Source organism: Parapedobacter flavus (genome assembly GCF_035818675.1).
GTDB classification, from domain to species: Bacteria; Bacteroidota; Bacteroidia; order Sphingobacteriales; family Sphingobacteriaceae; genus Parapedobacter; species Parapedobacter flavus.
In genome coordinates this window covers 183472-207305 of record NZ_JAYKZZ010000004.1, presented here as the reverse complement: position 1 = coordinate 207305, position 23834 = coordinate 183472, and the positions used below count along the sequence as shown (strand labels likewise).

At 52.7% G+C, this 23834-nt stretch carries 22 protein-coding genes; 7 read left to right on the top strand and 15 right to left on the bottom strand.

The window, feature by feature from the left end; all coding sequences use genetic code 11:
- Positions 1–1617 carry an apolipoprotein N-acyltransferase gene (gene lnt / locus U9S71_RS04405; RefSeq protein ID WP_326325551.1) on the top strand — a complete coding sequence of 539 codons (1617 nt, stop codon included), beginning with the start codon at positions 1–3 and terminating at the stop codon, positions 1615–1617.
- 78 nt (positions 1618–1695) lie between these two features.
- The gene (locus tag U9S71_RS04400; RefSeq protein ID WP_326325549.1) at positions 1696–2286 is read left to right on the top strand and encodes a riboflavin synthase; all 591 of its coding nucleotides are present in this window, start codon (positions 1696–1698) and stop codon (positions 2284–2286) included.
- Here U9S71_RS04400 and U9S71_RS04395 read toward each other — a convergent pair.
- Entirely contained in the window at positions 2267–3094 is an 828-nt protein-coding gene (locus U9S71_RS04395) for a mechanosensitive ion channel family protein (protein ID WP_326325548.1), read from the bottom strand. The genes U9S71_RS04400 and U9S71_RS04395 overlap by 20 nt on opposite strands.
- Before the next feature lie 69 nt (positions 3095–3163).
- Between U9S71_RS04395 and xerD the strand changes: the two genes are divergently transcribed.
- The gene (gene xerD, locus U9S71_RS04390; protein WP_326325547.1) at positions 3164–4057 is read left to right on the top strand and encodes a site-specific tyrosine recombinase XerD; all 894 of its coding nucleotides are present in this window, start codon (positions 3164–3166) and stop codon (positions 4055–4057) included.
- Between the two features lie 57 nt (positions 4058–4114).
- Here the strand turns inward: xerD and U9S71_RS04385 are convergent, their stop codons facing one another.
- The 10 genes from U9S71_RS04385 to U9S71_RS04340 form a co-directional block, all read right to left on the bottom strand.
- Entirely contained in the window at positions 4115–4570 is a 456-nt protein-coding gene (locus U9S71_RS04385; RefSeq protein WP_326325545.1) for a DUF4625 domain-containing protein, read from the bottom strand.
- A 39-nt stretch (positions 4571–4609) separates the two neighbouring features.
- Entirely contained in the window at positions 4610–5089 is a 480-nt protein-coding gene (locus U9S71_RS04380; RefSeq protein WP_326325543.1) for a DUF4625 domain-containing protein, read from the bottom strand.
- Positions 5090–5104: 15 nt separating this feature from the next.
- Positions 5105–7519 (bottom strand): TonB-dependent receptor, encoded by a 2415-nt coding sequence (locus U9S71_RS04375; protein WP_326325541.1) that lies wholly within the window; start codon positions 7517–7519, stop codon positions 5105–5107.
- A 61-nt stretch (positions 7520–7580) separates the two neighbouring features.
- Complete coding sequence (locus U9S71_RS04370; RefSeq protein ID WP_326325540.1) at positions 7581–7931, bottom strand: DUF2946 family protein; 351 nt, start codon at positions 7929–7931, stop codon at positions 7581–7583.
- Between the two features lie 81 nt (positions 7932–8012).
- Entirely contained in the window at positions 8013–8537 is a 525-nt protein-coding gene (locus tag U9S71_RS04365) for a YdeI/OmpD-associated family protein (RefSeq protein ID WP_326325539.1), read from the bottom strand.
- Positions 8538–8552: 15 nt separating this feature from the next.
- Positions 8553–9356, bottom strand: coding sequence for a 4-(cytidine 5'-diphospho)-2-C-methyl-D-erythritol kinase (ispE, locus tag U9S71_RS04360; RefSeq protein ID WP_326325538.1), 804 nt, complete (start codon positions 9354–9356; stop codon positions 8553–8555).
- Between the two features lie 68 nt (positions 9357–9424).
- A complete protein-coding gene (locus U9S71_RS04355) occupies positions 9425–10456 on the bottom strand; it encodes an acyl-CoA dehydrogenase family protein (protein WP_326325537.1) in 1032 nt (343 codons plus the stop codon).
- Positions 10453–11088, bottom strand: a complete 636-nt coding sequence (gene pnuC, locus U9S71_RS04350; RefSeq protein WP_326325536.1) for a nicotinamide riboside transporter PnuC — start codon at positions 11086–11088, stop codon at positions 10453–10455. The genes U9S71_RS04355 and pnuC overlap by 4 nt, the downstream gene beginning before the upstream one ends.
- Before the next feature lie 2 nt (positions 11089–11090).
- A complete protein-coding gene (locus tag U9S71_RS04345) occupies positions 11091–12608 on the bottom strand; it encodes a malate:quinone oxidoreductase (RefSeq protein ID WP_326325535.1) in 1518 nt (505 codons plus the stop codon).
- Between the two features lie 121 nt (positions 12609–12729).
- Positions 12730–14118, bottom strand: a complete 1389-nt coding sequence (locus tag U9S71_RS04340) for a DEAD/DEAH box helicase (RefSeq protein ID WP_326325534.1) — start codon at positions 14116–14118, stop codon at positions 12730–12732.
- Between the two features lie 801 nt (positions 14119–14919).
- On the opposite strand from U9S71_RS04340, the gene U9S71_RS04335 reads away from it, so the two are divergent.
- From U9S71_RS04335 to U9S71_RS04320, 4 genes are all read left to right on the top strand, one after another.
- On the top strand, positions 14920–16092 hold the full coding sequence (locus U9S71_RS04335; RefSeq protein WP_326325532.1) for an AI-2E family transporter: 1173 nt from the start codon (positions 14920–14922) through the stop codon (positions 16090–16092).
- A 278-nt stretch (positions 16093–16370) separates the two neighbouring features.
- Entirely contained in the window at positions 16371–16559 is a 189-nt protein-coding gene (locus tag U9S71_RS04330) for a DUF1016 N-terminal domain-containing protein (RefSeq protein WP_326325531.1), read from the top strand.
- A gap of 216 nt (positions 16560–16775) precedes the next feature.
- Positions 16776–16985, top strand: coding sequence for a hypothetical protein (locus U9S71_RS04325; protein ID WP_262246250.1), 210 nt, complete (start codon positions 16776–16778; stop codon positions 16983–16985).
- Positions 16986–17217: 232 nt separating this feature from the next.
- Positions 17218–17400, top strand: coding sequence for a hypothetical protein (locus U9S71_RS04320; protein WP_326325530.1), 183 nt, complete (start codon positions 17218–17220; stop codon positions 17398–17400).
- Here U9S71_RS04320 and U9S71_RS04315 read toward each other — a convergent pair.
- The 4 genes from U9S71_RS04315 to U9S71_RS04300 are packed head-to-tail and all read right to left on the bottom strand — an operon-like array spanning position 17397 to position 23551.
- The gene (locus tag U9S71_RS04315) at positions 17397–20447 is read right to left on the bottom strand and encodes an efflux RND transporter permease subunit (protein ID WP_326325528.1); all 3051 of its coding nucleotides are present in this window, start codon (positions 20445–20447) and stop codon (positions 17397–17399) included. The genes U9S71_RS04320 and U9S71_RS04315 overlap by 4 nt on opposite strands.
- Before the next feature lie 6 nt (positions 20448–20453).
- Entirely contained in the window at positions 20454–21503 is a 1050-nt protein-coding gene (locus tag U9S71_RS04310) for an efflux RND transporter periplasmic adaptor subunit (protein ID WP_326325526.1), read from the bottom strand.
- 6 nt (positions 21504–21509) lie between these two features.
- Positions 21510–22874, bottom strand: coding sequence for a TolC family protein (locus U9S71_RS04305; RefSeq protein ID WP_326325524.1), 1365 nt, complete (start codon positions 22872–22874; stop codon positions 21510–21512).
- Between the two features lie 32 nt (positions 22875–22906).
- Positions 22907–23551, bottom strand: a complete 645-nt coding sequence (locus U9S71_RS04300; protein ID WP_326325522.1) for a TetR/AcrR family transcriptional regulator — start codon at positions 23549–23551, stop codon at positions 22907–22909.
- Positions 23552–23834: the final 283 nt, after the last annotated feature.

Below are 23834 nucleotides of genomic sequence, written 5' to 3'. Positions count from 1 at the left end.
GTGAAAAAAAACTATTTATTGGCCCTACTGAGTGCATTCTTGCTGTGGTTGGCATGGCCACCATTCTCTTATACTTCGCCCCTGCTATGGGTGGCCTTTGTGCCGCTGCTGCTGGCGCTCGAAACGGTGATGCGGGGCGATTACCGCCGCAAAGGCCGTAAAGTGTTCCTGCTTGGCGGGCTCACTGCCCTCCTGTGGAACACGGCCTCCATTTATTGGGTATTCAACGCCATGAACGCCATTATGCCGGTATATGCAGCGGCATTTGTTTCATTGATCCCTTTTGGACTAGCCGCCTTATTGATGGCCTTAGCCTTCCGGCTGTATTACCAATTGCGTAAACGCCATGCCATCGGATGGTCATTGGCCGGACTGGCTTCCTTCTGGATCGCCTACGAATACCTGCACCAAAGTTGGGACCTATCTTTCCCGTGGATGACCCTGGGCAACGGATTTGCCGGCACACACCAGCTGGTGCAGTGGTATGAATATACCGGCATATACGGCGGTACCGTGTGGATATGGGCGAGCAACATCCTGCTCTTCCTGATTATCTTATCGGCCAAGGACGGCTTCCGACCGGCACACCGCTATAAGCTGCTGGGCGGACTCGTGCTCCTCATTGGCATACCTTCAACATGGTCTTTATACCGCTATTCCAACTACGAGGAACACCAAAACCCATCGAACGTAGTGGTGGTGCAGCCGAACGTGGACCCCTATGGCAAATTCACTTTTATTACACCCGAACAACAGATAGACAACCTCATCCGGCTGTCGGATTCGGTCGCCCAGCCGAACACCGAGTTTTTCATCTGGCCGGAAACGGCTATCGCCAGGCAAGGCGGCTTCGATGAAGACCGCTTTTATGAACACCCCGCGTTCTTCCGTATCCAGCAATTTTTACAGCAGTATAAAAACGGGAATGTCCTCTCGGGCATCGAGGGTTATCGGGTTTATAGCGACCAACGGACACCCACGGCACGCGCATACGACGGTGTCTATTACGATGCCTTCAATTCGGCCGTGCTGATCGAAAATTCGGCCAAACTCCAATTCTACCACAAGTCCAAGCTGGTGGCCGGTGCCGAACAATTTCCTTTTGCCGGGGCACTGGGATTCCTGAAGCCACTTTTCGCCGGCTTTGGAGGCACCACGGGCGGCTATGGCAGCCAGGACAAGCCATCGGTTTTCTACTCGCAAAGTGGCATCGGTGCCGCACCCGTTATCTGTTACGAATCGATATGGGGTAATTACGTGGCCGAATACATACGCGAGGGGGCGCAGTTCATTGCTATCGTCACCAACGATGGCTGGTGGGGCGATACCGCGGGGAAAGATCAGCATTTAGCCTATGCCAAACTGCGCGCCATCGAAACGCGGCGTTGGGTGGCACGATCGGCCAATACGGGTATTTCCGCATTCATCAACCAACGGGGCGATGTGGTGCAACGGACGGCATGGTGGACATCCACCGCGCTTAAACAAGACATCAACCTCAACGAGGAAATCACGTTCTATGTATCTACAGGTGACTACCTGGCCTACGCCGGGATTGCCGGCAGTGCCGGGTTTGCTTTCCTGATCTTGCTTGCCCTTGTAAGGCGAAAAAAGTAATCGCTATCTTTGCATACGGAGACCGTTACAAGCTCACACGTTCACAAACTCACTTGCTCACACACTCACTCGCTCACCATGTTCACAGGCATCATCGAAACGCTAGGCAATGTCACCCATCTTCGTCAGGAAGCGGGTAACCTCCATATCACGGTGGCCTCCACCCTATCGGACGAGCTGAAAATCGACCAGAGCGTCTCGCACAATGGCGTCTGCCTTACCGTGGTCGCCCTATCGCCGGGCGAGCATACCGTTACGGCTATCGCCGAAACCCTCCAGAAGAGTAACTTAAGCGCCCTGCAGGTGGGGAGTACGGTCAACCTGGAGCGATGTACCAAAGTGGGCGACCGACTGGATGGCCATATCGTGCAAGGGCATGTAGACCAGACCGCGCAGTGTGTATCGATCGCGGATCAGCAAGGCAGCTGGCTTTATACCTTCCAATATGACCGAGGGCAAGGCAACATCACGGTAGAAAAGGGATCTATTACGGTCAATGGCATCAGTTTAACGGTGGTCGATTCGCAAGCCGATCGGTTTTCCGTAGCGATTATCCCCTATACCCTCGAACATACGAACCTCAACAAAGTGAAGGTAGGCGACACGGTAAACCTCGAATTCGATGTCATCGGCAAGTACGTGTCACGGATCATGGCGCTTCGCGGTTGACAATACGCATCTCCTGCTGCGGATAAGGGATGGTAATGTTATTGGCGTCGAGTGCCAACTTAATACGCTCAAAGTTTTCGTAATAGGCCTCCCAAAACTTATCTTTCGGTGCCCACGCCCAGATCACCAGGTTAACCGCACTATCGGCCAATTCCGAAACACGCACCTCCGGCTTCGGCGTGCCCATAATGCGGTAATCATCGTTCAGCACCTTGAGAATCACCTCGCGCGCTTCTTTGATATTAGACTCGTAGGCAATGCCGATTTTATACTCAAGCCGGCGCTTGGTGATGCTGGAGTAGTTTGTAATCACGGTATTGGCCAGCGGCCCATTCGGCGCAAAGACGGCAATCCCGTCAGACGTTCGCATAGTGGTATAAAGGATGTCGATCTTTTCAATGGTACCCGCTGCGCCGGATGCACTGCTCACGTAATCGCCCACGCGGAAAGGCCGGAACACTAAAATCAATACACCGCCTGCAAAATTGGACAGGCTGCCCTGCAACGCCAACCCGATGGAGAGGCTCGCCGCACCCAGTACCGCCACAAACGATGTGGTTTGGAGACCCACCATCGACGCCACACTGAGGATGAGCATGGTATATAGGATAAACTTGACGATGCTCGCCACGAAATCGCGCAGTGACAGGTCAACGCTGCGCCGTTCGAACCGCTTCCGGATAATGCGGAGAATCAATCGGATCAACCAGCTGCCGGCAATCAATATCAATATGCCCAGCACAATGCTGGGTACACGCGACAATACCGCCTCGATGATACGGTCTACGGCAACCTCTATCTTTTCCATAGGACGTAAAGTTAGTGAATATTGTATATTTGCCGATACCCCGTTTGTTTTTTATGCGGGCACATACGAATGAATTGGAAATCCGCGATCGGTGACTTCAAAAACTATCTCCAATTGGAGCGAGCAATGGCGGCAAACACCGTGGAGGCCTACCTCAACGACATCGTCAAACTCCAACAGTTTGCCGACCCGCAGGGCATCTTGCCCAAGGACATTGCCCCGAACCACGTACAGGATTTTTTGATATGGATAAATGGCTTCGGCCTGTCCGCCACAAGCCAAGCACGTATCCTCTCGGGCATCAAAACATTCTACCTATTCATGAGCCTCGAACACGATCTGCTCGAAAACCCCACCGCATTGATCGAAACTCCCCGCCTAGCCCGCAAAATACCCGATGTGTTGAACATCCAGGAAATCGAACAGCTTATCGATGCCAACGACCTATCTACACCCGAGGGCATGCGCAACAAGACCATGCTGGAGGTGCTCTACGGTTGTGGCCTGCGCGTGAGCGAACTGGTCGGGCTCAAAATATCCAACCTGTCTCTCGACGTGGAATTCATCAAAGTGGAGGGCAAGGGAAGCAAAGAACGGCTCGTGCCTATTGGAAGCCAAGCCATCAAATTCCTACGCATTTACCTGAATGAAGTTCGGGTACACCAGAAAATCAAAGCGGGAAAAGAAGATTTCGTCTTCCTCAACCGGCGGGGTGCACCACTTACGCGGGTGATGGTCTTCATCATCATCCGGGACCTTGCTACCAAAATCGGCCTGAAAAAGAAAATCAGCCCCCATACCTTCCGCCACTCGTTCGCCAGCCACCTCGTGGAGGGCGGTGCCGACCTGCGCGCTGTGCAAGACATGCTGGGCCACGAAAGCATCACCACCACTGAAATATATACCCATGTGGACCGTCAATACCTGCAATCCGTGATTACGCAATACCACCCGCGATCATAAAAAAACCGTCTCGCCCCGGGGCGAGACGGTCGTGGCTATCGCTAGCTCCGTCGTTCATTAGTGATCATGATGGTCGTCATGGCCTTCTTCTGCTTCAGCCGTGATGTCCAGATGAGATTCTGCTTCAGCCACTTGGCCCGCTTGGTCGGTTACCGTTACATGCAGGTGATACTCCCCTTCCGCGGCGTCTACCGGCACATCGATGTGCTGATGGAAATCGGTATTTTTCAACCCCTCGTAACCATCGGTAAACACCTGTTCAAACACCCATCCGTCGCCGATTTCGGGGTGGATTTCCAAGGTGATGTGGGCAATACCTCCGGGAGCCAAAATAGCCGCATCGAGGTGGAGGTCGCCGCCCGGGCGGACCATACGGTTATTGTCGTGCCCTACTTCCAACGACTCGATTAGCGGCTTGTCGACGGCGGGGCTCTCGTCTTTACTGCACGCCGCCCAGGTAAAAAGGGTTAAACCAAGTAGGATGTATATAAAGTGTTTATTTTGCTTATTCATGATGATATTGTTCAATAGTTAAAAATTATTGACCCAAACTTATTGGATCTTAATACTCAGGCCACGCAGCGTCTGCCATCCTTCCCGATCGGTTACGCGGATCAGGAAATGATAATCGCCGGGGTCGACATCCATCGGAACGTCAATCTCCACCCGGGCTTCGTACGTCTTCGGTGCACCGGTGATATCGAACGATTTGATGTATTCGAAAGCGTTCTTCGGTGTCTTTTCTGGCCCCATGTCACATGCCTCGACTTCCGTACTGTGGCTGTGGTGGTTAAAATTGTCGTGCACATTTAGGCTAAAAGAACCCAGCGCAACGTTGTCGCTGAATTTGGCCCGGAAGACAAACGTCTCTCCCCGCAAAACGGTACCGCACTGCTGCGGGAATGCTGCCTCAAAATTCTTATCGATAACCGGGTATTCCGTGTCTACTGTTTCGGCATCTTTGCTGCATGACAGCGCCATTGAAAAGATTCCAAAGGCAATGATTACTTTCCTTATCCGTAGTTTCTCCATGATACTCATGTTTTTTCAATCTTTTTGTTTATTGATGATCGGAATCCGCAGGGAAAGAACAATGTTCCTACCCATTTCCGGGAGTTCAATTAAGCGGTAAAAGCTGGTATGATCCATATACTTGGTATCCAACAGGTTTTGCACCTGCACGTTCAGCTGTACAGGCACGCCCGCCAACGTGGCCGTGCCCCCGGCCCGCAGTGCCATCACCCCATAACCGGGGGTTTTCTTCTCCGGCGGCACAATGCGGTCTTGCGCGGCCACCAGCCGGTAGTCGACCCCAACAAACGGGCTACCGGGGCGGTCGGGCGACCATGAAAAGCCCATCAACAGGGATGGCGGTGGGGCAAATGGCAGTGAAAACCCTTTCTTGGCTCCCGAAAGCTGCTGGGAAAACAGGTATTCACCCAGCACTTCCACCTTCAGCGACCGTCCCAACCGACGCGATACCTGCACCTCCCCACCGTACCGCATCACGCGGCTCTCGGCATACTCGAACACCTGGTTGCCGGCACCATAGAAATGGTCAAACGACGCCGTGGGGTTCAGGTAAATGTAGTTGGGGAAATAGTTGTAGAACGGACTTACCTGGATGTCCCAACCACCGGCTTTCCACGTCGCAGACACATCGGCCTGATACGACCGCTCCGCCGAAAGCGACGGATTACCACGCTCATAGCTGAAATAGTGGTAATTCACCCCATTGGCCGACAGCTCTTTGGCAATGGGCATACGGAAGCTTTTACCGACATTTGCCTTGAGCGAAAGGTTTTCCAACGGCTCGTAATTCATCCCAACAGACCATACGATGCTATTGAAACGCCGGTGCAGCTCGGCCGCGCGGACAAGATACGCTTGTCCACCCTCCGGCACATCAGACGGGAACCAGTCGCGGTATTCATGCATGCGCAGGCTGCCATGGTCGAAACGCATGGCGCCATGCAGCAGCAACCGGTCGGTTAACCGGAAACGGTCGTACGCGAACACACCCACTGTCGATTGCTCAAACGACGGCACGAGGAAGGTCCACCCGCCGATATTATTCCGCTGATGTTCCGTGTTGAGACCGACGGTCAGCTGGTGTCTACCCCACTCTACGTAGTCTTTCACGTTCAGCGAATACACCTGCTTATCAAACTCGCGCTCCAATGTGGCCAACATGCCCAAGGTATCGGGCAATACAGATGGCATATAGCCGTGGTTCACATAGGGGCTGTGTTCCTGCCGGAAATTGCGCTGGAACCCCACCTCGGCCTCAATATGGTGCTCGCCCCAGTGGATGGCATTCCTGCTGATGGCCTTGAAATGGTTAACCTGCTGGCTGGGCAGCTGGATATCCCTTGCCGATCGGTCGTGCAGATCCATATCCACCCTGCGCGGCTCCAGGCCGTGCGCATTGGCGAAAAACCCGGCCTTATGAAAGGTATTGCTCACATACAGGATGGAATTGAAACGACCACCCAAATAGCCGGTGGTGAAGTGAGCATCCGTTTCGCGCCCTGCGGTATTGCGGAGGTGCCGGCCATTGAGCGGTACCGCATAATCATAGACATATACCGTGTCTGCGGGGACGCGGTAGTCGCCATAACGCAGGTAAGTAAGGCGAGCATCGGCAAACCACTTTTCGCCCCGCCCGCCGATACGCACCGACGTGCCATAGCTGCGGTTGTTCGTCCGCCCCACCAAGTCTACCGATACCGCCCGCGTATGCGGAGCGGGCGGCGCTTCGGGCTTCACGTCGATGGCCCCGCCGATGGCATCCGACCCGTAGACGAACGACGCCGCGCCCTTGATGAGCTCCACTTCCCCAGCGGCAAACTGATCCAGCTCAAGGCCATGATCGCTCCCCCACTGTTGGCCTTCGTGCTTAATGCCCCGGTCGACCACCACCACCCGGTTGAAACCTAGCCCCCTGATGAGGGGCTTCGATTGCCCGGATCCGATGCCGATGGTCTGCACGCCGGGCAGCCTTTCGAGCGTTTTCATGAGGCTGCCACCCAGGTTGCGGTAAACGAAATCCTTGCCGACCACTTCCAGGTTGAGCGATTCCTCCTGCTTTCTGCGGACGACGTGGTTGTCTACCACCAGTACTTCGTCGAGCAGGTGCACCTTACCTTCCAGCACCAGGGAAAAACCAACCCTATCGCCCGTGAGGGAAACCGCGGTGTCCCTAGCCACATAATCGCCCTTATGGACCGTTAGCTGATAATTACCCCTTGGCAGTCGGCCGAAGGAAAACATCCCCCTCGTGTCGGTAAGGACCGCTTTTATAGGCGTGGCCACTTGGCTTCCGACACCTTGCAACGCAACACGCGCACCTGCAACGGCGTTACCCACTCTATCAGTAACCCGCCCGGCCAGTCGGAAATCCTGCCCATGGGCAAATGCCATGGCAAAGAGGCCAATACATGTAATAACAATGAACTTCATCGAATGCACCAATCGCATTGATCGAAAAAATTAGAAAAAAGAGAAATGTGTGGATAAGGGTTTAGGCGGAAAAAGACGGTGGGCCTCTGGTGGTGTGCCCGCTGACCAGGCCTTTGCAAAGTACTTTAGGCCTCGGTTGGCCAAATGTCGTCAGAAGCGGTGTTACCGGCGCACGGAAAGAAAACGTGGGCACCGGAAGTACTTCCCACGGTGTAAACTGGGCATACAGCGCACAGAAACCGCAATCCGAGGCGTCATCTGTCCCCGGTGTATCACTGCTCCCATTGCAGCCATCCATGTGTTCCACGTGGGTGTGCAGGGCAGAAATCAGCGGAATGCTGACCACCGTCACGACTACGCTCAGCGTAATCGCACACAGTAACCATCGGGATATATGAAAATAACGCCTCATTAACTTGCAGCAAAGTTGCATTAATAAATTAACTCCACCAAAATTTGCTGTATTTTTTTTAACGGCTAGACAGGTACCCGCTTAACCGTTCTGCCTGCGGACCTTATCCAAGCGGATCATGGCTCCGAAATCGATGCCAAGGATCATGGCTTCCACGGTCATCGCGATACGTTTGGTGCGCGTCGGTTCCGTTTTAGCATCCGTGATGTACGTGATGAAATAGTTGCGGTGCGACATGGGCAGGGCCATAAATTTGCCCATTAAATCGTCGTCCTCATCCAACAGGCAGACCTCCAAGTCTTCGGGCATGACGATTTTGAAGTCCTTATCTTCCTCCAAACAGAGCGCCAGCACCTCACCCACCCCTTTCTTCAGCACCCTGCGCATGCTACCATTGATGGCCAGGTAATAATCGCCCTCCCCTTTAGGCATCAACGCCAGGCCGGCAAACGCGTGACCATCGATCTGCCCCCGCACACGGTAAACCTGTTTGTAATTGGGCTTTATCTGGTTGGCAATGGCATGGGGCACTTCCACATAAGCCCACCCCGCCATCGCAGCGCCTTGGTTTTCGGCCCGCTGGATTTCGGCTCGGAAAGTGGTCATGTTCATCATCGGTTATCAATCCATGTAAAAGACCGTGCAGGTCGGGTCCAGACCGGATAGCGTTACCGGTTCTTCGAACAGGCCGTACACGCTCGACCCGCTGCCACTCATTGCAGCAAACACGGCTCCTTTGTCGTATAAAAATGCTTTTACAGCGGAAATTTCGGGGTATTCGCTGAAAATACCAGCTTCGAAATCATTCACAATATTATCGCGCCATGTCGTTACGGGCATTTCAATCGCGGTGGCCAATGGCCGATCAGCCGGACGAGGCGTTACCATTCCATAGGCGGTTGCCGTGGAAATATGGATGTTGGGCTTCACCAACACGATATGGTATGATGAAAGGTCTATGGCAACATCCTCGAGTATATCCCCGATGCCCGAAGCGAGTGTCGGCATGTTGCGGATAAAAAAAGCACAGTCGGCACCCAGTTGGCGGGCATATCCCATCAATTGCACTTCATCGAGCCCCAGTCCGAAGTGCTCGTTGGCTAACTTCAGCAAGAACGCTGCATCGGCCGATCCGCCGCCAAGGCCTGCGCCGATCGGGATTACCTTATGCAGGTAGATATGAGCAGGGGGCAAATCGTATGCATGTTGAAGCAACCCATATGCTCGCATGCACAAATTATCTTCGCCGTCGCCCAGTATGGTCAATCCGGAGGGAATGAACCGGGTTTCGCCGGCTTCCACTAGCTCCAGCACATCGTGTAGTTTGATGGGGTAAAAAACGGTTTGTAGATCATGGTAGCCGTCTGCCCGGCGGTTGAGCACCTGCAGTCCGATGTTGATCTTGGCGTTGGGAAATGCAATCATATAACTTACCTACAAACTTAGATAAGTTGCGCTGCATATGCAAGAAATCAAAAGATCATCTACGGAAATCACTGGCGGAGAAGGCTATGCTGGCTCGCGGTGAAGATATCACGCCACACGCGGTTCATCTCCGACGAGGCGTCCGCCCCTACCATTCCAACGTGTGGGTATACCGCAACGACTAGTTCCCGCGATATTTTAACCAATGTACGGCTCGCTTGACTGACGGATCCCAGCACTTCCGGAGGCAACTCACCGTCACGCAGCAAAAGCTCCCAAGAGGTATCGAGCGCATCATAGAAAGACGTCCTAGCGTCCATAACTTTTCTTTGGGCAGTCTGTACCAACGTGGATATGCCCGGTGCCGCCAGCGTTGCAGCACATTCCAAAAAATGCCTGGTCATGCCCAAGGTATTGGCGGCCAGCGTAGCTTCGGCAAACGGGAGAAACGGATACCGATAAATCGGATCATCCCACGTTGCCGCTTCGGGCGCTATCGAAAATGCTTGGAACCGGTCGACCATTAGGTGGTCAACTTCAAATGAATGGCTGGCGGTAGCTTTCAGGCCGAATGCGTTCCAGTCTTCAATGATCCGAACATCGGCTTGCGCGAAGAAAAAGGATTGGACACCTTGTTTGGTTTCACAATTTGCTGTAAAGTGTGTGAGGTGCGGTGCGCCGGTGGCATACCGCCATTTGCCCGATACCACATATCCACCGTCGGTATCCACAGCTTTCCCCGTGGCCTGCCCACTTCCTCCCAAGCACACCCGGCGGTCAGAAAATATCGTTTCGCCCACCGAGCGATCCATATAGCCCACAAACAGGTTAGCGCCGGCGCACAAAGTCACCGTCCACCCTAAGCTCCCATCAATCCGGGCCAGCTCCTCTTCCAGCCGAACACCCTCCGGCAACGGCAATTGCAAGCCACCGAGGTTTCTTGGTACAAATAATTTAAACCAGCGCTGGTCGTAGATAATCGCCAATTGACCGGCGGTAAGCGCACCCTGGGTTTCGGCATCGGCCGACCATTGGCGTAACTGCTCAGCCAATGCAGCGGGTACCGGCTGCTTATCGTATTTCAGTTGTGCTCGCTTCATGTTTCCACAAAAGTTTCCGTATCGCGCTGCCTACGGATGATACGTTTCCATTCGATATAACCAAAAATAGCAACGATAAAAAGGAACAACGTCAGCAACGCATAGAGGTGCAGTCCCTTATAAGCCAATAGCGGGATGGCAAATGTATTGCTGACATTCAGCCACACCCAGTTTTCGATTTTGCGCTGGGCCAACAGCCACATCCCTGCCCATGCGGTGGCACTTACCCATGCATCCCATACCGGCACGGTGGAGTCTGTGAAATGGAGTAACCCGAAATACAACAGGGGGAAACCGATGGTAACAATCAACAGGGTAATATACCAATCGGAACGTTTCGAATAACCCGCAACCACCTGGGGTTGGTCGCTCCGCGCCACCCAGTGTACCCAGCCGTAGATGCTCATCACCAGGTAATAGCCGTTCAATAAGATTTCGGCATAGAGCCCGGCCTCATAGAGTACATAAATGGTAACCAAGATGCTGGCGATGCCAAAGGGATATAGCAGTACTTTGTTGGATTTGGCAAGTAGTACTTGGATAACGCCACAAACCACGCCGACCCAGTGGAGTAATGGTGTCTGCTTGAGTTGCACCACCAATTCGTGGAATCCGTTTGCGACGTCTGCCACGCCTAAGCAGTTTCGAGCGTATGCTCCAGTTGCAGTATCGAAGCCGAACGTTCCCGTGTATCACGGCACAATTGCGCATCTTCAGCAATGGAATGGCTGAATGAAGGAATCATCTTTTGCAGCGTGCTCAGGTACTGGGCCGTTTTGGCGCGCTCGGGGAAGCACTTGGCTAACAGGTCGACCATGATTGACACCGAGGTGGAAGCACCCGGTGAGGCCCCAAGGAGTGCTGATATGGTACCATCGGCGCTGCTAACCACTTCCGTCCCGAACTCGAGTATACCGCCGTGCGCTTCGTCTTTCTTGATGACCTGCACCCGTTGGCCGGCAATTTCCAGCTCCCAATCTTCCTTGCGTGCCGTGGGCACATATGCTTTCAGCGAAGCCAACCGGTCGTCGGGACTTTGCCGTACTTGGTTGATCAGGTATTTGGTGAGTGGAATGTTGTCCATCCCCGCGGCCAGCATCGGGCGGATATTACTGAACTTGATCGAGGCCGGGAGATCGAGCCACGAACCATTTTTAAGGAACTTGGTCGAAAAGCCGGCATACGGACCGAACAGCAATGCGGTTTTCCCATCGATAACCCGCGTATCCAAGTGGGGCACCGACATGGGCGGTGAGCCCACGGCGGCCTTACCATAAACCTTGGCGTGGTGTTTGGCAATAACCTCGGGATTCGTGCACTTCAGCCACTGGCCGCTCACGGGGAACCCGCCGAAGCCATCGGCCTCGGGTATACCCGATTTTTCGAGCAGCAGCAACGAACCACCCCCCGCGCCGATAAACACGAATTTAGCAACTACCGTTTTCTTCTTGTCGGTCGTCAGGTTTTTCACGGTCACCTTCCAGCGGCCATCATCGGCCCGCTCGATATCGCGCACCTCATTAGCCAACCGGAGTTTAACCCCTTTCTGCTGGATCAGATGCAAGAACAACGCCCGTGTCAATGCACCGAAATTAACATCCGTACCAATGTCAATCCGCGTAGCGGCCAGATGTTCCTCGGTTTTGCGCCCTTCCATGATCAATGGAATCCATTCACGGAGCACCTGATGGTCTTCGGTGTAGCTCATGCCGTGGAACAGGTGGTGCGTGCGCATCGTCTCATAACGCTTACGGAGGAAAGACACATTTTCGTCGCCAAACACAAAGCTCATGTGGGGTATGCTCCGGATGAAACGCTCGGGGTGGTCAATGATGCCATGGGCAACCAGGTAAGACCAGAATTCCTTAGAGCGTTCAAAAGCTTCGGCGATTTTGATGGCTTTGCTGATATCTACCGATCCATCTGCCCGTTGCGGCGTATAGTTCAATTCACACAATGCCGAATGGCCCGTACCGGCATTATTCCAAGCGTCGGAGCTTTCGGCGGCCACTTCGTCTAAACGTTCGTAAATTTCGATGCTTGCGCTGGGGTGCAGCTCGTTGATTAGGGTACCCAGGGTGGCGCTCATGATACCTGCGCCGATAAGAACAACATCCACCTCTTCGGCGGCCTTTTTCTTTTTCTTCGCCATTACAGTATAATTACGGCAAAATTACGGACAGAAATTAAGATATTCGTCACTTCCGCGTTATTAATTACAAAATTCAACCTTGGTGTGGTCATCCGGCCCATTATACGCGGGCGAATAAAGACTACGGAGTCGGAGTCGACGGTGCTTCCGCACCTTGCGATGCGCCCGGCTTGCGGTTCTTATTCCGTCTTTTGAAAGGTCTCTTTTTCTTTTTCGGGGTACCTTCTGGTGTTCCTTCCGATACAGCTGCCGCCGGGGTGCCGTCGGTCTTCTTTGCCTGTGATGGGTGGCGATGACCCGATTTACCACCTTTGCCCCTATTCCGCGACTGGTTTCGATCCCCACGCCGCCGGTCGTTACGATCGGCTGTCTCCACTGCCGCCTCGATGCCTTCGGGTAGGGTCGCCTCTTCCACGTTCCGTTCCATCAACTGCTCAATCGCCGAAAAGCGCCGACTATCGCGGCTGTTTACAAAGGTGATGGCGGTACCGGTGGTTTCGGCCCGGGCCGTCCGACCGATACGGTGGATGTAGTCTTCGGGATCGGGCGGTACGTCGTAGTTCACCACCAAATCGATACCCACCACGTCGATGCCCCGCGAAAGCACGTCGGTACCCACTAAGACGGGCAATTGCTTGTTCTTGAACCGGAGGAGGATCTTTTCACGCTCGTCTTGGGAAAGGTCCGAATGGAACGGCTCCACAGTCAATCCCATCTTACCCAGTTCGCGCCCCAGGCTCTTGACCTTTTCTTTGGTCGACGAAAAGACTATGATGCTCTTGAAATCACCACTCTTCAGTATCTGTTTCAATAACGGCGTTTTTTGATTATCCCCTACGCGGTATTGTTGCTGGACAATTCCCTCGGCAGGTTTGGACATCGCGATATTGACTTGCTCGGGGTTTTTCAGTAGGTTCTTGGCAAATGCCCGTATTTTGGGGGGCATGGTAGCAGAGAAGAGCATGGTCTGCCGTTCGGTCGCCAATTCGCGCACGATGCGATTGATATCGTCTTTGAAACCCATATCAAGCATGCGGTCGGCCTCGTCGAGCACGAGGAACTTAATTTCCCCCAGGCGGACGATGCCCGAGCTGATGTGTGCGATCAATCTACCCGGTGTTGCCACCACGATATCGACGCCTTCGCGTAGTGCGCGACGCTGCTGTTCATAGCCGATGCCATCGCCACCGCCGTAAATAGCAATGGAGGTAATGCCCGTGAAATATGCCAAGCCTTCCACCTGTTGGTCAATTTGCATCGCCAGCTCGCGCGTGGGGGCAAGTATCAGGGCACTGACCGTTGGGCGCTCTTCCATCCGGCAAATCGCGTCCATTACCGGTAAAAGGTAAGAAGCGGTTTTTCCCGTCCCCGTTTGGGCACAAGCTATCAAATCTTGTTTGTTTTGGATAATCGGGATGGTTTCGGCCTGTATCGGTGTGGGCATTTTGAAGCCCATGCTATTCAAGCCCTCAAAAAGGTCGCTATCGAAGTTAAAATCGCTAAATGTCAAAGTATGTTTGTTAATCTATGCTAATGATGGTGCAAAAGTACACAATTTATTGCGTATTTACCCATAGCCAATTCACAGCATTGCAGGAACATAGGTGCCCTGCCTATTCAGATTTACACATATGTAATTTGGATTCACTCATGGTCCAACCAGTTTTACACACGTGCAATTTTGATTTACACGTGTGCTATGCAGCTCTGCATACCTGCAGTTTTGATTTACAAGCGGTTTATTCAGATTTACACATAGGCTATTCAGATTTGTGCACATGAAATTCCGATTGGCACGTGCGTCATTTGCTTTTGCACGAATGAAATCTCGGTTAGCGCCCAGGCTGTTCACTTTTGCAAACATGTAAATCACTTTTACACGATTGCTATTTGCTTTTACATGAATGCAATTCCGGTTAGCACACGTGCTATTCTCTTCTGCAAGCGTGCCAATCATTTTCACACAATTGCAAGTTGGTTTTGCACGGATGAAATTCCGATTAGCATGCGTGCAAATTGCTTTTTCCCTATTGCAATTTACTTTTGCACGCGTGCAGACGTTTTAAAAAAACGCGAAAATCGAGGTTTTTGATACAGTGAAACCACATTCCTAAAAAAAAGTATGCCAAAAAGATTTTCGGGGTACCCCAAAATATGGCTCACTTTTATTTGCTTTTTTGATTTCCTGTATTTCGTAAAACATTATCCCCTACTGACTGTTCCACCTCCAACAAATCACCATAGGTAATGTGATCACAATTATTTCATTACCTTTGAATGAGTACACAACGCGGGAATTTATCCAAATTATATGCAAGAAAACCGTACTAAAAAGCCCTATTCGGTGGAATTGGCAGCCAGTCTGATTTCATTGGCACTCATCATCGCCTTGATGTATGTACTGCAAAGCGTACTGCTGCCGCTGATGTTTTCCATTCTCATCGCGATTTCGCTATACCCCGTGGCCGGCACCTTCGAGCGGTTGCGGCTTGGCAAAGCGCTTTCCGCGCTGCTGGCGGTTATCTTAGCCATCGCCGTGATTTCCGGATTGGTGTGGTTCATCGTCCACCAGGTGATTGTTATCGGCCGTGATGGAACCGAAATCCAGCAGAAATTTCTATCGATATTCGATACCATACAGCGGTGGCTGCAGGATCGCTTCGGTGTGGAACCCACCGAAGTTGTAGAGCGGCTTCGGAGCCAGGCCAATCAAATTTTATCGAATGCAGCATCTTATATCACGGCCGCCTTCGGTTCCCTAGGCAATGTTTTGGCAGGCGTTGTATTGGTCCCGCTGTTCTCCTTCTTCCTGTTGTACTACCGCGTATTTTTCCGCGAGTTTTTCTTCCGTGTTTTCAAATCCACCCCCCAAGAAACGGTTCACAATACCCTCAATAAGATTTACCAAGTGGTGCAAAGTTACCTGCTTGGCCTCGTTACCGTGATGGGCATTGTGGCGATACTCAATACGGTAGGTCTATGGATACTGGGCATCCAGTATGCGTGGTTTTTCGGCACGCTGGCTTCGCTGCTGATGCTGCTGCCTTATATCGGCATTGCCATCGGTTCCATCCTCCCGGCTATTTTCGCGTTGGCCACCAAAGATACCGCCTGGTACGCGGTAGGGGTTATCGCTTGGTTTCAGGTGGTGCAGTTCCTCGAAGGCAACGTGATTACCCCCAACATCGTGGGCAGTAAGGTAAGCATCAACCCGCTGATGGCCATCATCTCCATCCTATTGGGCGGCATGCTGTTCGGTCTGGCTGGCTTGATCCTGGCCCTACCGCTTACAGCCACCATTAAGGTCATATTCGATGCCGTACCCTCGATGAATGCGTTCGGGTTCCTGATCGGCGAGCCTGAAAAGTACCACCTCAAACGGTATTCGACGAAAATCCTGCTCAAGCGGTGGAAACTGCGGGACCTCTTGGAGGTAAAGGATAAGAAGAAAGAAAAAAAAGAAGGGCCGCCCGAAGAAGACTAACTCCCTACGTTCTTCTGCCGTTTTCCCGCCGTTATGTGTGCCGTATGTACGGCTGATCCGTGCCGTATGTGGGCGACGCTTACATACCGCATACATACAGCACGCATGGGGCTTGCATTACGGGCGAACAAAGGGCGAAGAAAGTCCCTATTTGTAGGGAAAACAAGAACAATGCAGGAATTAGAAGAAGGTTACAGCAGTGGTATTGTATAACAATTATCCATTGACTTCAAAAACGAGTTTTCCGATATGGGCTTATCACCGCGTAACTATGGGATATGAAGCGTTTTTATGAGCGTTATTATCAAGCAGATGAAAAACTGCGACGCTGCGTCGCAGTTTTTCCTTGGGGGCATAATTTATTACTGTTAGACAAAGTCCAATCGCTTTATGCTATAGCGTTTTATGCCAATGAAATAGCTAAAAACGCTGGTCGAGAGATTTATTACTCAACGCCATCAAAATAGACAGCTATAGCCGTGCCGAAAACCAATTAGTCTTAGGTCATTTCAGGGGTATTGAATACGCTAATTTCAAAGGACTATGTATTCCTGCATATGTTATTTTGAGGAAGAAAGTTGATTTAGAGCCCGAAGACGACTGATATCGCCATTCTAGCATTAGTAATTTGAAATACGGCATAATTTGTGCTTTTTTGTATAAAATCAAAACAAAGATTGTCCATGGCAACAATTGATTCGGCATTAAGCGAATTTATGAAGTTGGATTTCAATACCCGAGAGATGCTGCTTGATATCATACAGAAACGGCAAGCAGAGGCTAGGCGTAAGGCGATCGCGCGCAACGCTAAGGCCGGTCAACGTGATTATCTCGCAGGCAACCTGAAAAGCGAATCGGCTTCGACATTGATCCAACGCCTAGAACAATCGTAATTTCAATGGCAACCGAAAGGAAGCTGGTGGCTAGCAAAGCCTTTGAAAAAGCATACAAGAAGTTCGCTTCTAAAAACAATCTACTGAAATCAGCAATCGCAAAGGCACTCGCCCGCCCACCGTCTCGGTCGTACTACTTCAAGACATCGGAACACACGACGACGTGTATTGATCAACAATCTTCAGAACAATGACCCACCTCCATTGTTAGGATGTTAACATAGGAGACATCATGAAGAAAAAAACAATCAGTGAATCACCCGACCAACACCGCAATAACGAAATGGGCACCCCCACATCCGACAAGGCATTCAAAGACACGCGTACCATGAAGCGCCACCAAGGGCTTCCCAATGCCGGAGGTGTACGCACTGGGAAGACCAAAATAGATAACGGGCAGAGCAACGACAGTTAATGCCCACTAATAGCCGGTGGCATCAGTTTATACACCACGGGGGTAACCACGCGCGAGAGCAGCGTCGAGCTGATGAGTCCCCCGATCATCACGATGGCCAAGGGCGAAATCAACGGGTTGCTCGACCACGCAATGGGCAGCAGTCCGCCAATAGCCGTGAGCGATGTAAGGATGATGGGGAGGAACCGCATTTCCCCGGCCTTTTCGATGGCGCCGTGAAGCGGTACCCCTTCCCTACGCAACTGGTTGGTGAAGTCGACCAACAGAATCGTATTCTTCACCTCAATTCCAGCCAGGGCCACCAAGCCGATGGTCGCTACGAACGACAAGGTATTGCCGGTAACCAACAAAGCCAGCACAGCCCCTACAATGCCCAATGGAATCACTGACAAAACAATGAGCGTGCTCTTGAGTGTTTTGAACTCCAACACCAGCACCGCGATGAACATGAAAACCGTGATGAGGATGACCGTGCCAAACCCGCCGAACGACTGCTCGCGGCTCTCCACCTCGCCACCCATCTCGTACCGGTACCCGACAGGCAGCTGGAGTTCGTCCATCTGACGGATAACATCTTGTATCACCGCATCGTTCGTATAACCAGCAGATACGAAGCTGTTTACCGAGACGGTGCGCTGCCGGTCGATGTGGTAAATCGCCGGGGGTGACGGTACCAATTCCAACGTCGCCAATTGACTGAAAGGTATCCCCTTCCCTTGCACATTGTCTACATAAATCTGGTCGAACACCGACAGATTTGGATAGGCGTCCCGTGGCACGCTGAGGCGAACGAGGTAATCGTCATCATCCGCCTCCGGATCGGTGTAGGTGGTCACGTCAACGCCTGCGAGCACCATCCGCACCGTCCGGTCGATGTGCGCACTGGGCACACCGAGCGCCAGCGCCTTATCCCGGTGGATGTTCACTTGGATGTCCGTCTTATCGTTGCGCACCGGATTGTTTACATATAACGCACCGGGAGTCTCTTCCAATAAGGCCTCCACGCGGCTGGCCAACCGTTTCAGGCTGTCGAGGTTGTCGCCAAACAGCCGCACCTCCACCGGCGAGATCACCGGAACGCCCTGTTCGAAATTCTTCACCTGCACCTTGGCGCCTAGGTAGGGTGTCCAGCGCTGCCGGAGGGTCTCGATGAGCGCTTCCTTTTCCTGAGGTGATGTATCGGACTGCAGCTGCACGAAGATCTCCGCGAAATCCGCTCGCTCATTGGCCTGCTCCACGTTGTAATAAATGCGAGGATTGCCCTTGCCGACATTGGACGCGAAATACTGTACTTGAGGCAATTCGGCCAATTCTTCCTCGATCTGCCGCGTAATGCTATCCGTCGCATAAATGTGCGACTGCAACGGCGCATTGATGCGGATGAGGAACTGTGGCTTCTCGGAAGCAGGGAACAAGCTGAACCCGACCACGGGGATCAACGCCAGCGCCCCCGCAAAAACCACTACCGCAATCGCAACCGTTTGCCAGGGCCGCTTCAGCGCCTTATCGAGCAGCACTGCATAGGTGCCGTGGATGGCACGCTGAAGCCACCGCAACACGGCATTACCCTCGGGGTTTTCATGAGGCTTCAGCAAGCGACTGGCAAGCAGCGGCACCACCAGCAGGGCCACCAGCATGGAGGCGATAACGGATCCAATAACCGCCATGGGAAGGCTGCGGATGAAATCGCCCGCCGTTTCGGGCATAAACATGAGTGGCATAAACGCGATGGCCAGCGTGGCGGTGCAGCCCACTACCGCCAAGGCAATCTGATGGGTGCCTTTGATGGCTGCATCGATGCGGGAGACACCCTCCCGCATCCAGCGCTCAATATTCTCCACCACCACGATGCTATCGTCTACCACCAAGCCCAATGCCACCACGAACCCCACGATACTCAGCTGGTTTAATGAATAGCCGAGCATATTCAATACGATAACGCCCATGGCCAACGAGAGCGGAACAGCAATCATGACGACCAACGACGCCCGAGTGCCCAGCGGCAGCAGGGTAAGTAGCACCAAACTAACGGCAATGAGGAAATCGATACCCAAGCCGCTGAGTCGCTTATTGACATTCTCACCTTGGTCGAAGTGCAGCACCATATCAATGTTTTCGGGCAACCGTTGTTCAAACCGGTCCAACACCTTCAGGTATGCTTCCTGCGTTCGACTGATGTTTTCGCCGGCCTTTTGGGCCGCATTGACAAACACCGATCGGTAGCCATTGAGACGCGTAATGTGTGTTTCGGGAGCGAAATCGGCGTATATATCGGCGATATCGCCCAGCAGAATGTTCTTGCCTTCTGCGCTGGAAACAATCGTATGCTTAATGTGGTCGACACTTTGGTAGTTACCGCTGGTTTTGATGCTGAAAACCTTCCCGCCAGCCAACACACTACCTCCGGGTATATTGGTCCCTTCGCTTTGGATGGCTTGCATCACCTGGTTTAGCGTAATCCCCAACTGAGCCAACTTCGCAGGCTCCACATCCACCCGGATCAATTGGTCGGACAGCCCGCTTACAGTCACATCCTTGAGCGCCTTAACCTTTTCCAGCTCCTCTTTCAGGTCGTCCGAAACGGCCTTCATCTGCTTGCGGGATGCGTTTTCGGATATCAAGGCCACTTGCACCACGTTTACGCCGGTAGGGTCTATTTTCTGCACGTCGATGCTGTACAGCTGATCGGGCAGTTGGGGCCGCAACGCGCTCACCTCCCGGATGAGCTCCTGGTATTTATTGTCGTAGTCGGCACCGTGTTCGTACTCCACAAACAGCACGGCCAAGCCGTTAACCACGGTGGTGCGGATACGTTTGATGTTATCGAGGTCGTAGAGCCTGCTCTCGATGGGCTTTACCACCAGCTGCTCCATGTCCTTGGGGTTGGTACCCGGATAGACCACCACCACCGGGAAGTTGGGCGGCTGCATTTCGGGATCTTCTGCCCTAGGCATCGTAAAGATGCTGCTGACGCCGATGGCGACGATCATCAGGATAACGATAAACGTAAACTGATGGTTTTTTATCGGATAATTGATCAAACCCATGACTGCTTATTTGATGATGATGGAAGAACCGTTGCGCAAGTATGGACTGCCCGATACAATAAGCGAACCGCCATCTTCCAGTCCGGCGGTTACCACGGCATGGTCTTGCTGGATGCCCGATACTTCCACCGGTACGCGCCGTGCCGTTTGGCCATCGGCGGTGATGAAGACATAGGCTTTACCACCATCGCCATCCATCAGAGCTTCGTAAGGGATGAGCCAAACATCGGATGCCTGGGCAAGATGGATGGCAGCCCTGCCAAAGAGGCCCGAGGCAAGGGACGATGACGGCGCATCGGCCAGCTTCAGGTATATGTTAAACACGCCCGACAGGGGGTCTATCCCTTCGGACTTACGGACCACCTCAGCCCGGAGCTCCTTTCCGGGAAGGGCGTCGGTGGTTACCGTGGCCGCATTGCCGACATGGATGGCCGACCATTGCCGGTCGCTCACCCCAACTTTGAGCAGCCAACCGCCTTTTGCGCTGCTTGCCACTACCAGCACCGGCGTGCCGGGACCGACAACCTGCCCCACATTGGCTGGGCGCTGCAGCACATACCCGTCAAACGGCGCCGTGATAACGGTGTGGCTAACCAGGTAAGATGCCCGCTCCACATCTTGCGTTGCGGCGTCGAAAGCCGTCTTCGCGTTCTCTAGCTGTTCGAGGGTAGCTACGCTATCGGCATAAAGCTGCTGCGCTCGGTGGTAATCGCGTTCCGCTTTTTCCAGTCCGAGCTGGGCCTGCTCAAGCGCCGTATTCATTTCTGTCGACTCCACCGCGGCGAGCAGCTGCCCTCGTCGGAACGCTTGGCCTTCTTTGACCCGCAACTGCTGGATGATGCCCCCGCCACGGAATGCAAGTGCGGTTTCGTCGTCGGTAGTGAACGTGCCGGTAGCAGTCACCGTGCCGGCGGTATCGGTTGCTGCCAGCGGCTGCACGCGGACGGGGATGACGGTGTCATCCGCAGGTAGCTCGCTATCGTGGTTGCCGGAGCTACAGGCCGCCACGGCCATCATGAGGGCAACGCCTAGGAAATAATAGTTGTATGTGTTCATAACCGTTTAGTTAATCGTTGTGGTGAGTGGATAGCTGGCTTGCTCACGCTCAACCGTAGCCGCGGCGGAAAGTACCCGGTAGGTACTGACCGACAGTGCCAGGCGAGCGGATGTATATTGATTACGGGCATCGACAGTTTCGATATAACTGTTGGTCCCCGCTTGGTAGCCTTTGCCTATGAGCCGCTGGTAGGCCTGTGCGGCAGCCAGTTGGCGCTTCGCAGCCTCGTAATGCTGCCAGGCCGAACGTAACCCGTTGAGTGCGACCGAATGGGAAAGCTGCAGCTGCCGGTTGGCCTCCGCCAGCTGCAACTGGGCATTCCGCAGGTCGAGTTGCGACTGCTGTGCCTTGTACCTGTGCCGGTTGCCATTAAATATCGGGAAGGTCAATTGCAGGCCGGCCATATAATAAGAGGTCTGGCCATTGAAACGGAATCCTTCGGACTGTGACCCCAGATCAAGGAAGGCGTTCAAGGTCGGCACCGCGTATTGCTTATCCATTTTCACGGCCGTTTCGCGGATGCTCACCGCGGTGGCCAACGCTTGGAGCTCCTCGCGGCTGGCATTGGGTTGTGCGTCGCCATGCAGCAGACCGGCAACCGCCAACAGCGCATCGTCGGAATCAAAAACCGTATCGATACCGGCTTCTGCATCGCGATTCAACAGGCTGTTGAAATAGTACTTCGCGTTCTTCACCTGTTGTTCGGCGCCGGTAACGGCGGCTTCGGCAGCTGCCACCTCACTTTCCGAACGCAACACATAAGCCGGAAGCCCTTTGCCATGCTCAACCAACCGTTCGTTTGCCCGCCTACCTTCTTCGGCCAAGGCTAATGCCGATTGATAGACAGCGACCGACTGTACCGCACCAAGATACCCGAAATACGCCACCTTGATTTCCTTGACCAATTCTCGCTTATACGTATCGACATCCAATTCGCTTAACCGTACCTGAAACTCATGGATACGCTTATTATGGCCGATGTCGGTATTGATCAGCGGCATTGTAGTTCGGATGTGGGCATCGTAATAATTGCGGGGCAGGAAATTGATGGTCTCGTTTTCGATGGTCGGAAATTGGTTGGACTGGGTCAGCTGATTCAATGTGGTATATACCGGATTGAGCAGGTCGCCTATCGGCAACGGAATGTTGCGCCCGCCATCGGCCGTCTGGTAACCCGCTTCCAGATTTACCGACGGCAGGTACAAGCTTTTTGCCGACTTCAATGCCGTGACGGCTTTATCGAACGACACATGCCGCTGCTGCAGCACGAGGTTATTCTGCAAGGCAGTGTCGATATAAGCCTTCAGGGATTCTTGCGCCTTAACATTTAAAAACGCTATCGACAACACTAATATTAATATCGTTCTCATTATTAACAGTGTTTACTAAATGGCAAAAAAATTTACTTATACTGTTCCAGAAGCTGTAAGTAAGCTTGGAAAACACCTTCCAGAAAAGTATCTTGCTTAACAATCGCCACGTCACTGCATTTCTCAGCGATGCGACTAAAATGGCTGGTAATATGCAGTGAGCTCAAGCCGTGCACCACACTCCACGAGAGCATCGCCATTTCTTCGGTGTTCATGCTCGTAAAGTACCCGCTACCCTTGCACGCCTCTACCGTCTGCATCAATCCCTCGAATACCCGCTCACCTTCCGGCCATTCCTCTTCGGGGTGGTGTGTCTGCAGGTATTGCATCGGTTCCTTCATGATAAACATTAATTCGTAGAAATCGGGGTGATCCACAGCGAATTGGATGTATCCCCTGCCCATGGCTTTCAAGCGTTCGAATGGATCATCTACATACGCCAATGCCGAAAAGCGTTCCCGCAACAAACCGAAACCCTCTTGGTGCAACGCATAGGCGATATCGGTCTTGTCTTTATAGTATAAGTATATCGTGGTCGGACTGAATTCAATCTCGGCAGCGATCTTCCGGATGGAGGTGGCCTCATACCCTTCGGTCACAAACAGCTTCTTTGCCGCTGCAAGGATCCTTGCTTTGAGATCTTCCCGATGCCGTTCTTTCCTTTCTTTGATTCCCATAGTATTTTATTAACGATGCAAAACTACTTAACACTGTTAATAAATCAAAACTATTTTCGTTATTTTTAGAAATTTTTCACGCAAAGTTCACGGAGGTTTTTTCACGCAAAGGGCGCAAAGCTGGTTCACGCAAAGGGCGCTGAGGATGTTTCTTTGCGCTAAAGTGAAGCGCCTTTGCGACCTTTGCGTAAACCTGCCCCTTTTTTAGTCCTTTTGAACAACGAATGAACGGAATCCATTCACCAATAAAGAACATCATTCTCTACAAACACTATTAATTTGA

Excerpts from the sequence above, each read along its gene's own strand:
- U9S71_RS04400 (WP_326325549.1), top strand. The coding sequence starts at position 1,696 with ATGTTCACAGGCATCATCGAAACGCTAGGCAATGTCACCCATCTTCGT.
- U9S71_RS04395 (WP_326325548.1), bottom strand. The coding sequence starts at position 3,094 with ATGGAAAAGATAGAGGTTGCCGTAGACCGTATCATCGAGGCGGTATTG.
- xerD (WP_326325547.1), top strand. The coding sequence starts at position 3,164 with ATGAATTGGAAATCCGCGATCGGTGACTTCAAAAACTATCTCCAATTG.
- U9S71_RS04385 (WP_326325545.1), bottom strand. The coding sequence starts at position 4,570 with ATGAATAAGCAAAATAAACACTTTATATACATCCTACTTGGTTTAACC.
- U9S71_RS04380 (WP_326325543.1), bottom strand. The coding sequence starts at position 5,089 with ATGGAGAAACTACGGATAAGGAAAGTAATCATTGCCTTTGGAATCTTT.
- U9S71_RS04375 (WP_326325541.1), bottom strand. The coding sequence starts at position 7,519 with ATGAAGTTCATTGTTATTACATGTATTGGCCTCTTTGCCATGGCATTT.
- U9S71_RS04370 (WP_326325540.1), bottom strand. The coding sequence starts at position 7,931 with ATGAGGCGTTATTTTCATATATCCCGATGGTTACTGTGTGCGATTACG.
- U9S71_RS04365 (WP_326325539.1), bottom strand. The coding sequence starts at position 8,537 with ATGACCACTTTCCGAGCCGAAATCCAGCGGGCCGAAAACCAAGGCGCT.
- ispE (WP_326325538.1), bottom strand. The coding sequence starts at position 9,356 with ATGATTGCATTTCCCAACGCCAAGATCAACATCGGACTGCAGGTGCTC.
- U9S71_RS04355 (WP_326325537.1), bottom strand. The coding sequence starts at position 10,456 with ATGAAGCGAGCACAACTGAAATACGATAAGCAGCCGGTACCCGCTGCA.
- U9S71_RS04345 (WP_326325535.1), bottom strand. The coding sequence starts at position 12,608 with ATGGCGAAGAAAAAGAAAAAGGCCGCCGAAGAGGTGGATGTTGTTCTT.
- U9S71_RS04335 (WP_326325532.1), top strand. The coding sequence starts at position 14,920 with ATGCAAGAAAACCGTACTAAAAAGCCCTATTCGGTGGAATTGGCAGCC.
- U9S71_RS04330 (WP_326325531.1), top strand. The coding sequence starts at position 16,371 with ATGAAGCGTTTTTATGAGCGTTATTATCAAGCAGATGAAAAACTGCGA.
- U9S71_RS04325 (WP_262246250.1), top strand. The coding sequence starts at position 16,776 with ATGGCAACAATTGATTCGGCATTAAGCGAATTTATGAAGTTGGATTTC.
- U9S71_RS04320 (WP_326325530.1), top strand. The coding sequence starts at position 17,218 with ATGAAGAAAAAAACAATCAGTGAATCACCCGACCAACACCGCAATAAC.
- U9S71_RS04315 (WP_326325528.1), bottom strand. The coding sequence starts at position 20,447 with ATGGGTTTGATCAATTATCCGATAAAAAACCATCAGTTTACGTTTATC.
- U9S71_RS04310 (WP_326325526.1), bottom strand. The coding sequence starts at position 21,503 with ATGAACACATACAACTATTATTTCCTAGGCGTTGCCCTCATGATGGCC.
- U9S71_RS04305 (WP_326325524.1), bottom strand. The coding sequence starts at position 22,874 with ATGAGAACGATATTAATATTAGTGTTGTCGATAGCGTTTTTAAATGTT.
- U9S71_RS04300 (WP_326325522.1), bottom strand. The coding sequence starts at position 23,551 with ATGGGAATCAAAGAAAGGAAAGAACGGCATCGGGAAGATCTCAAAGCA.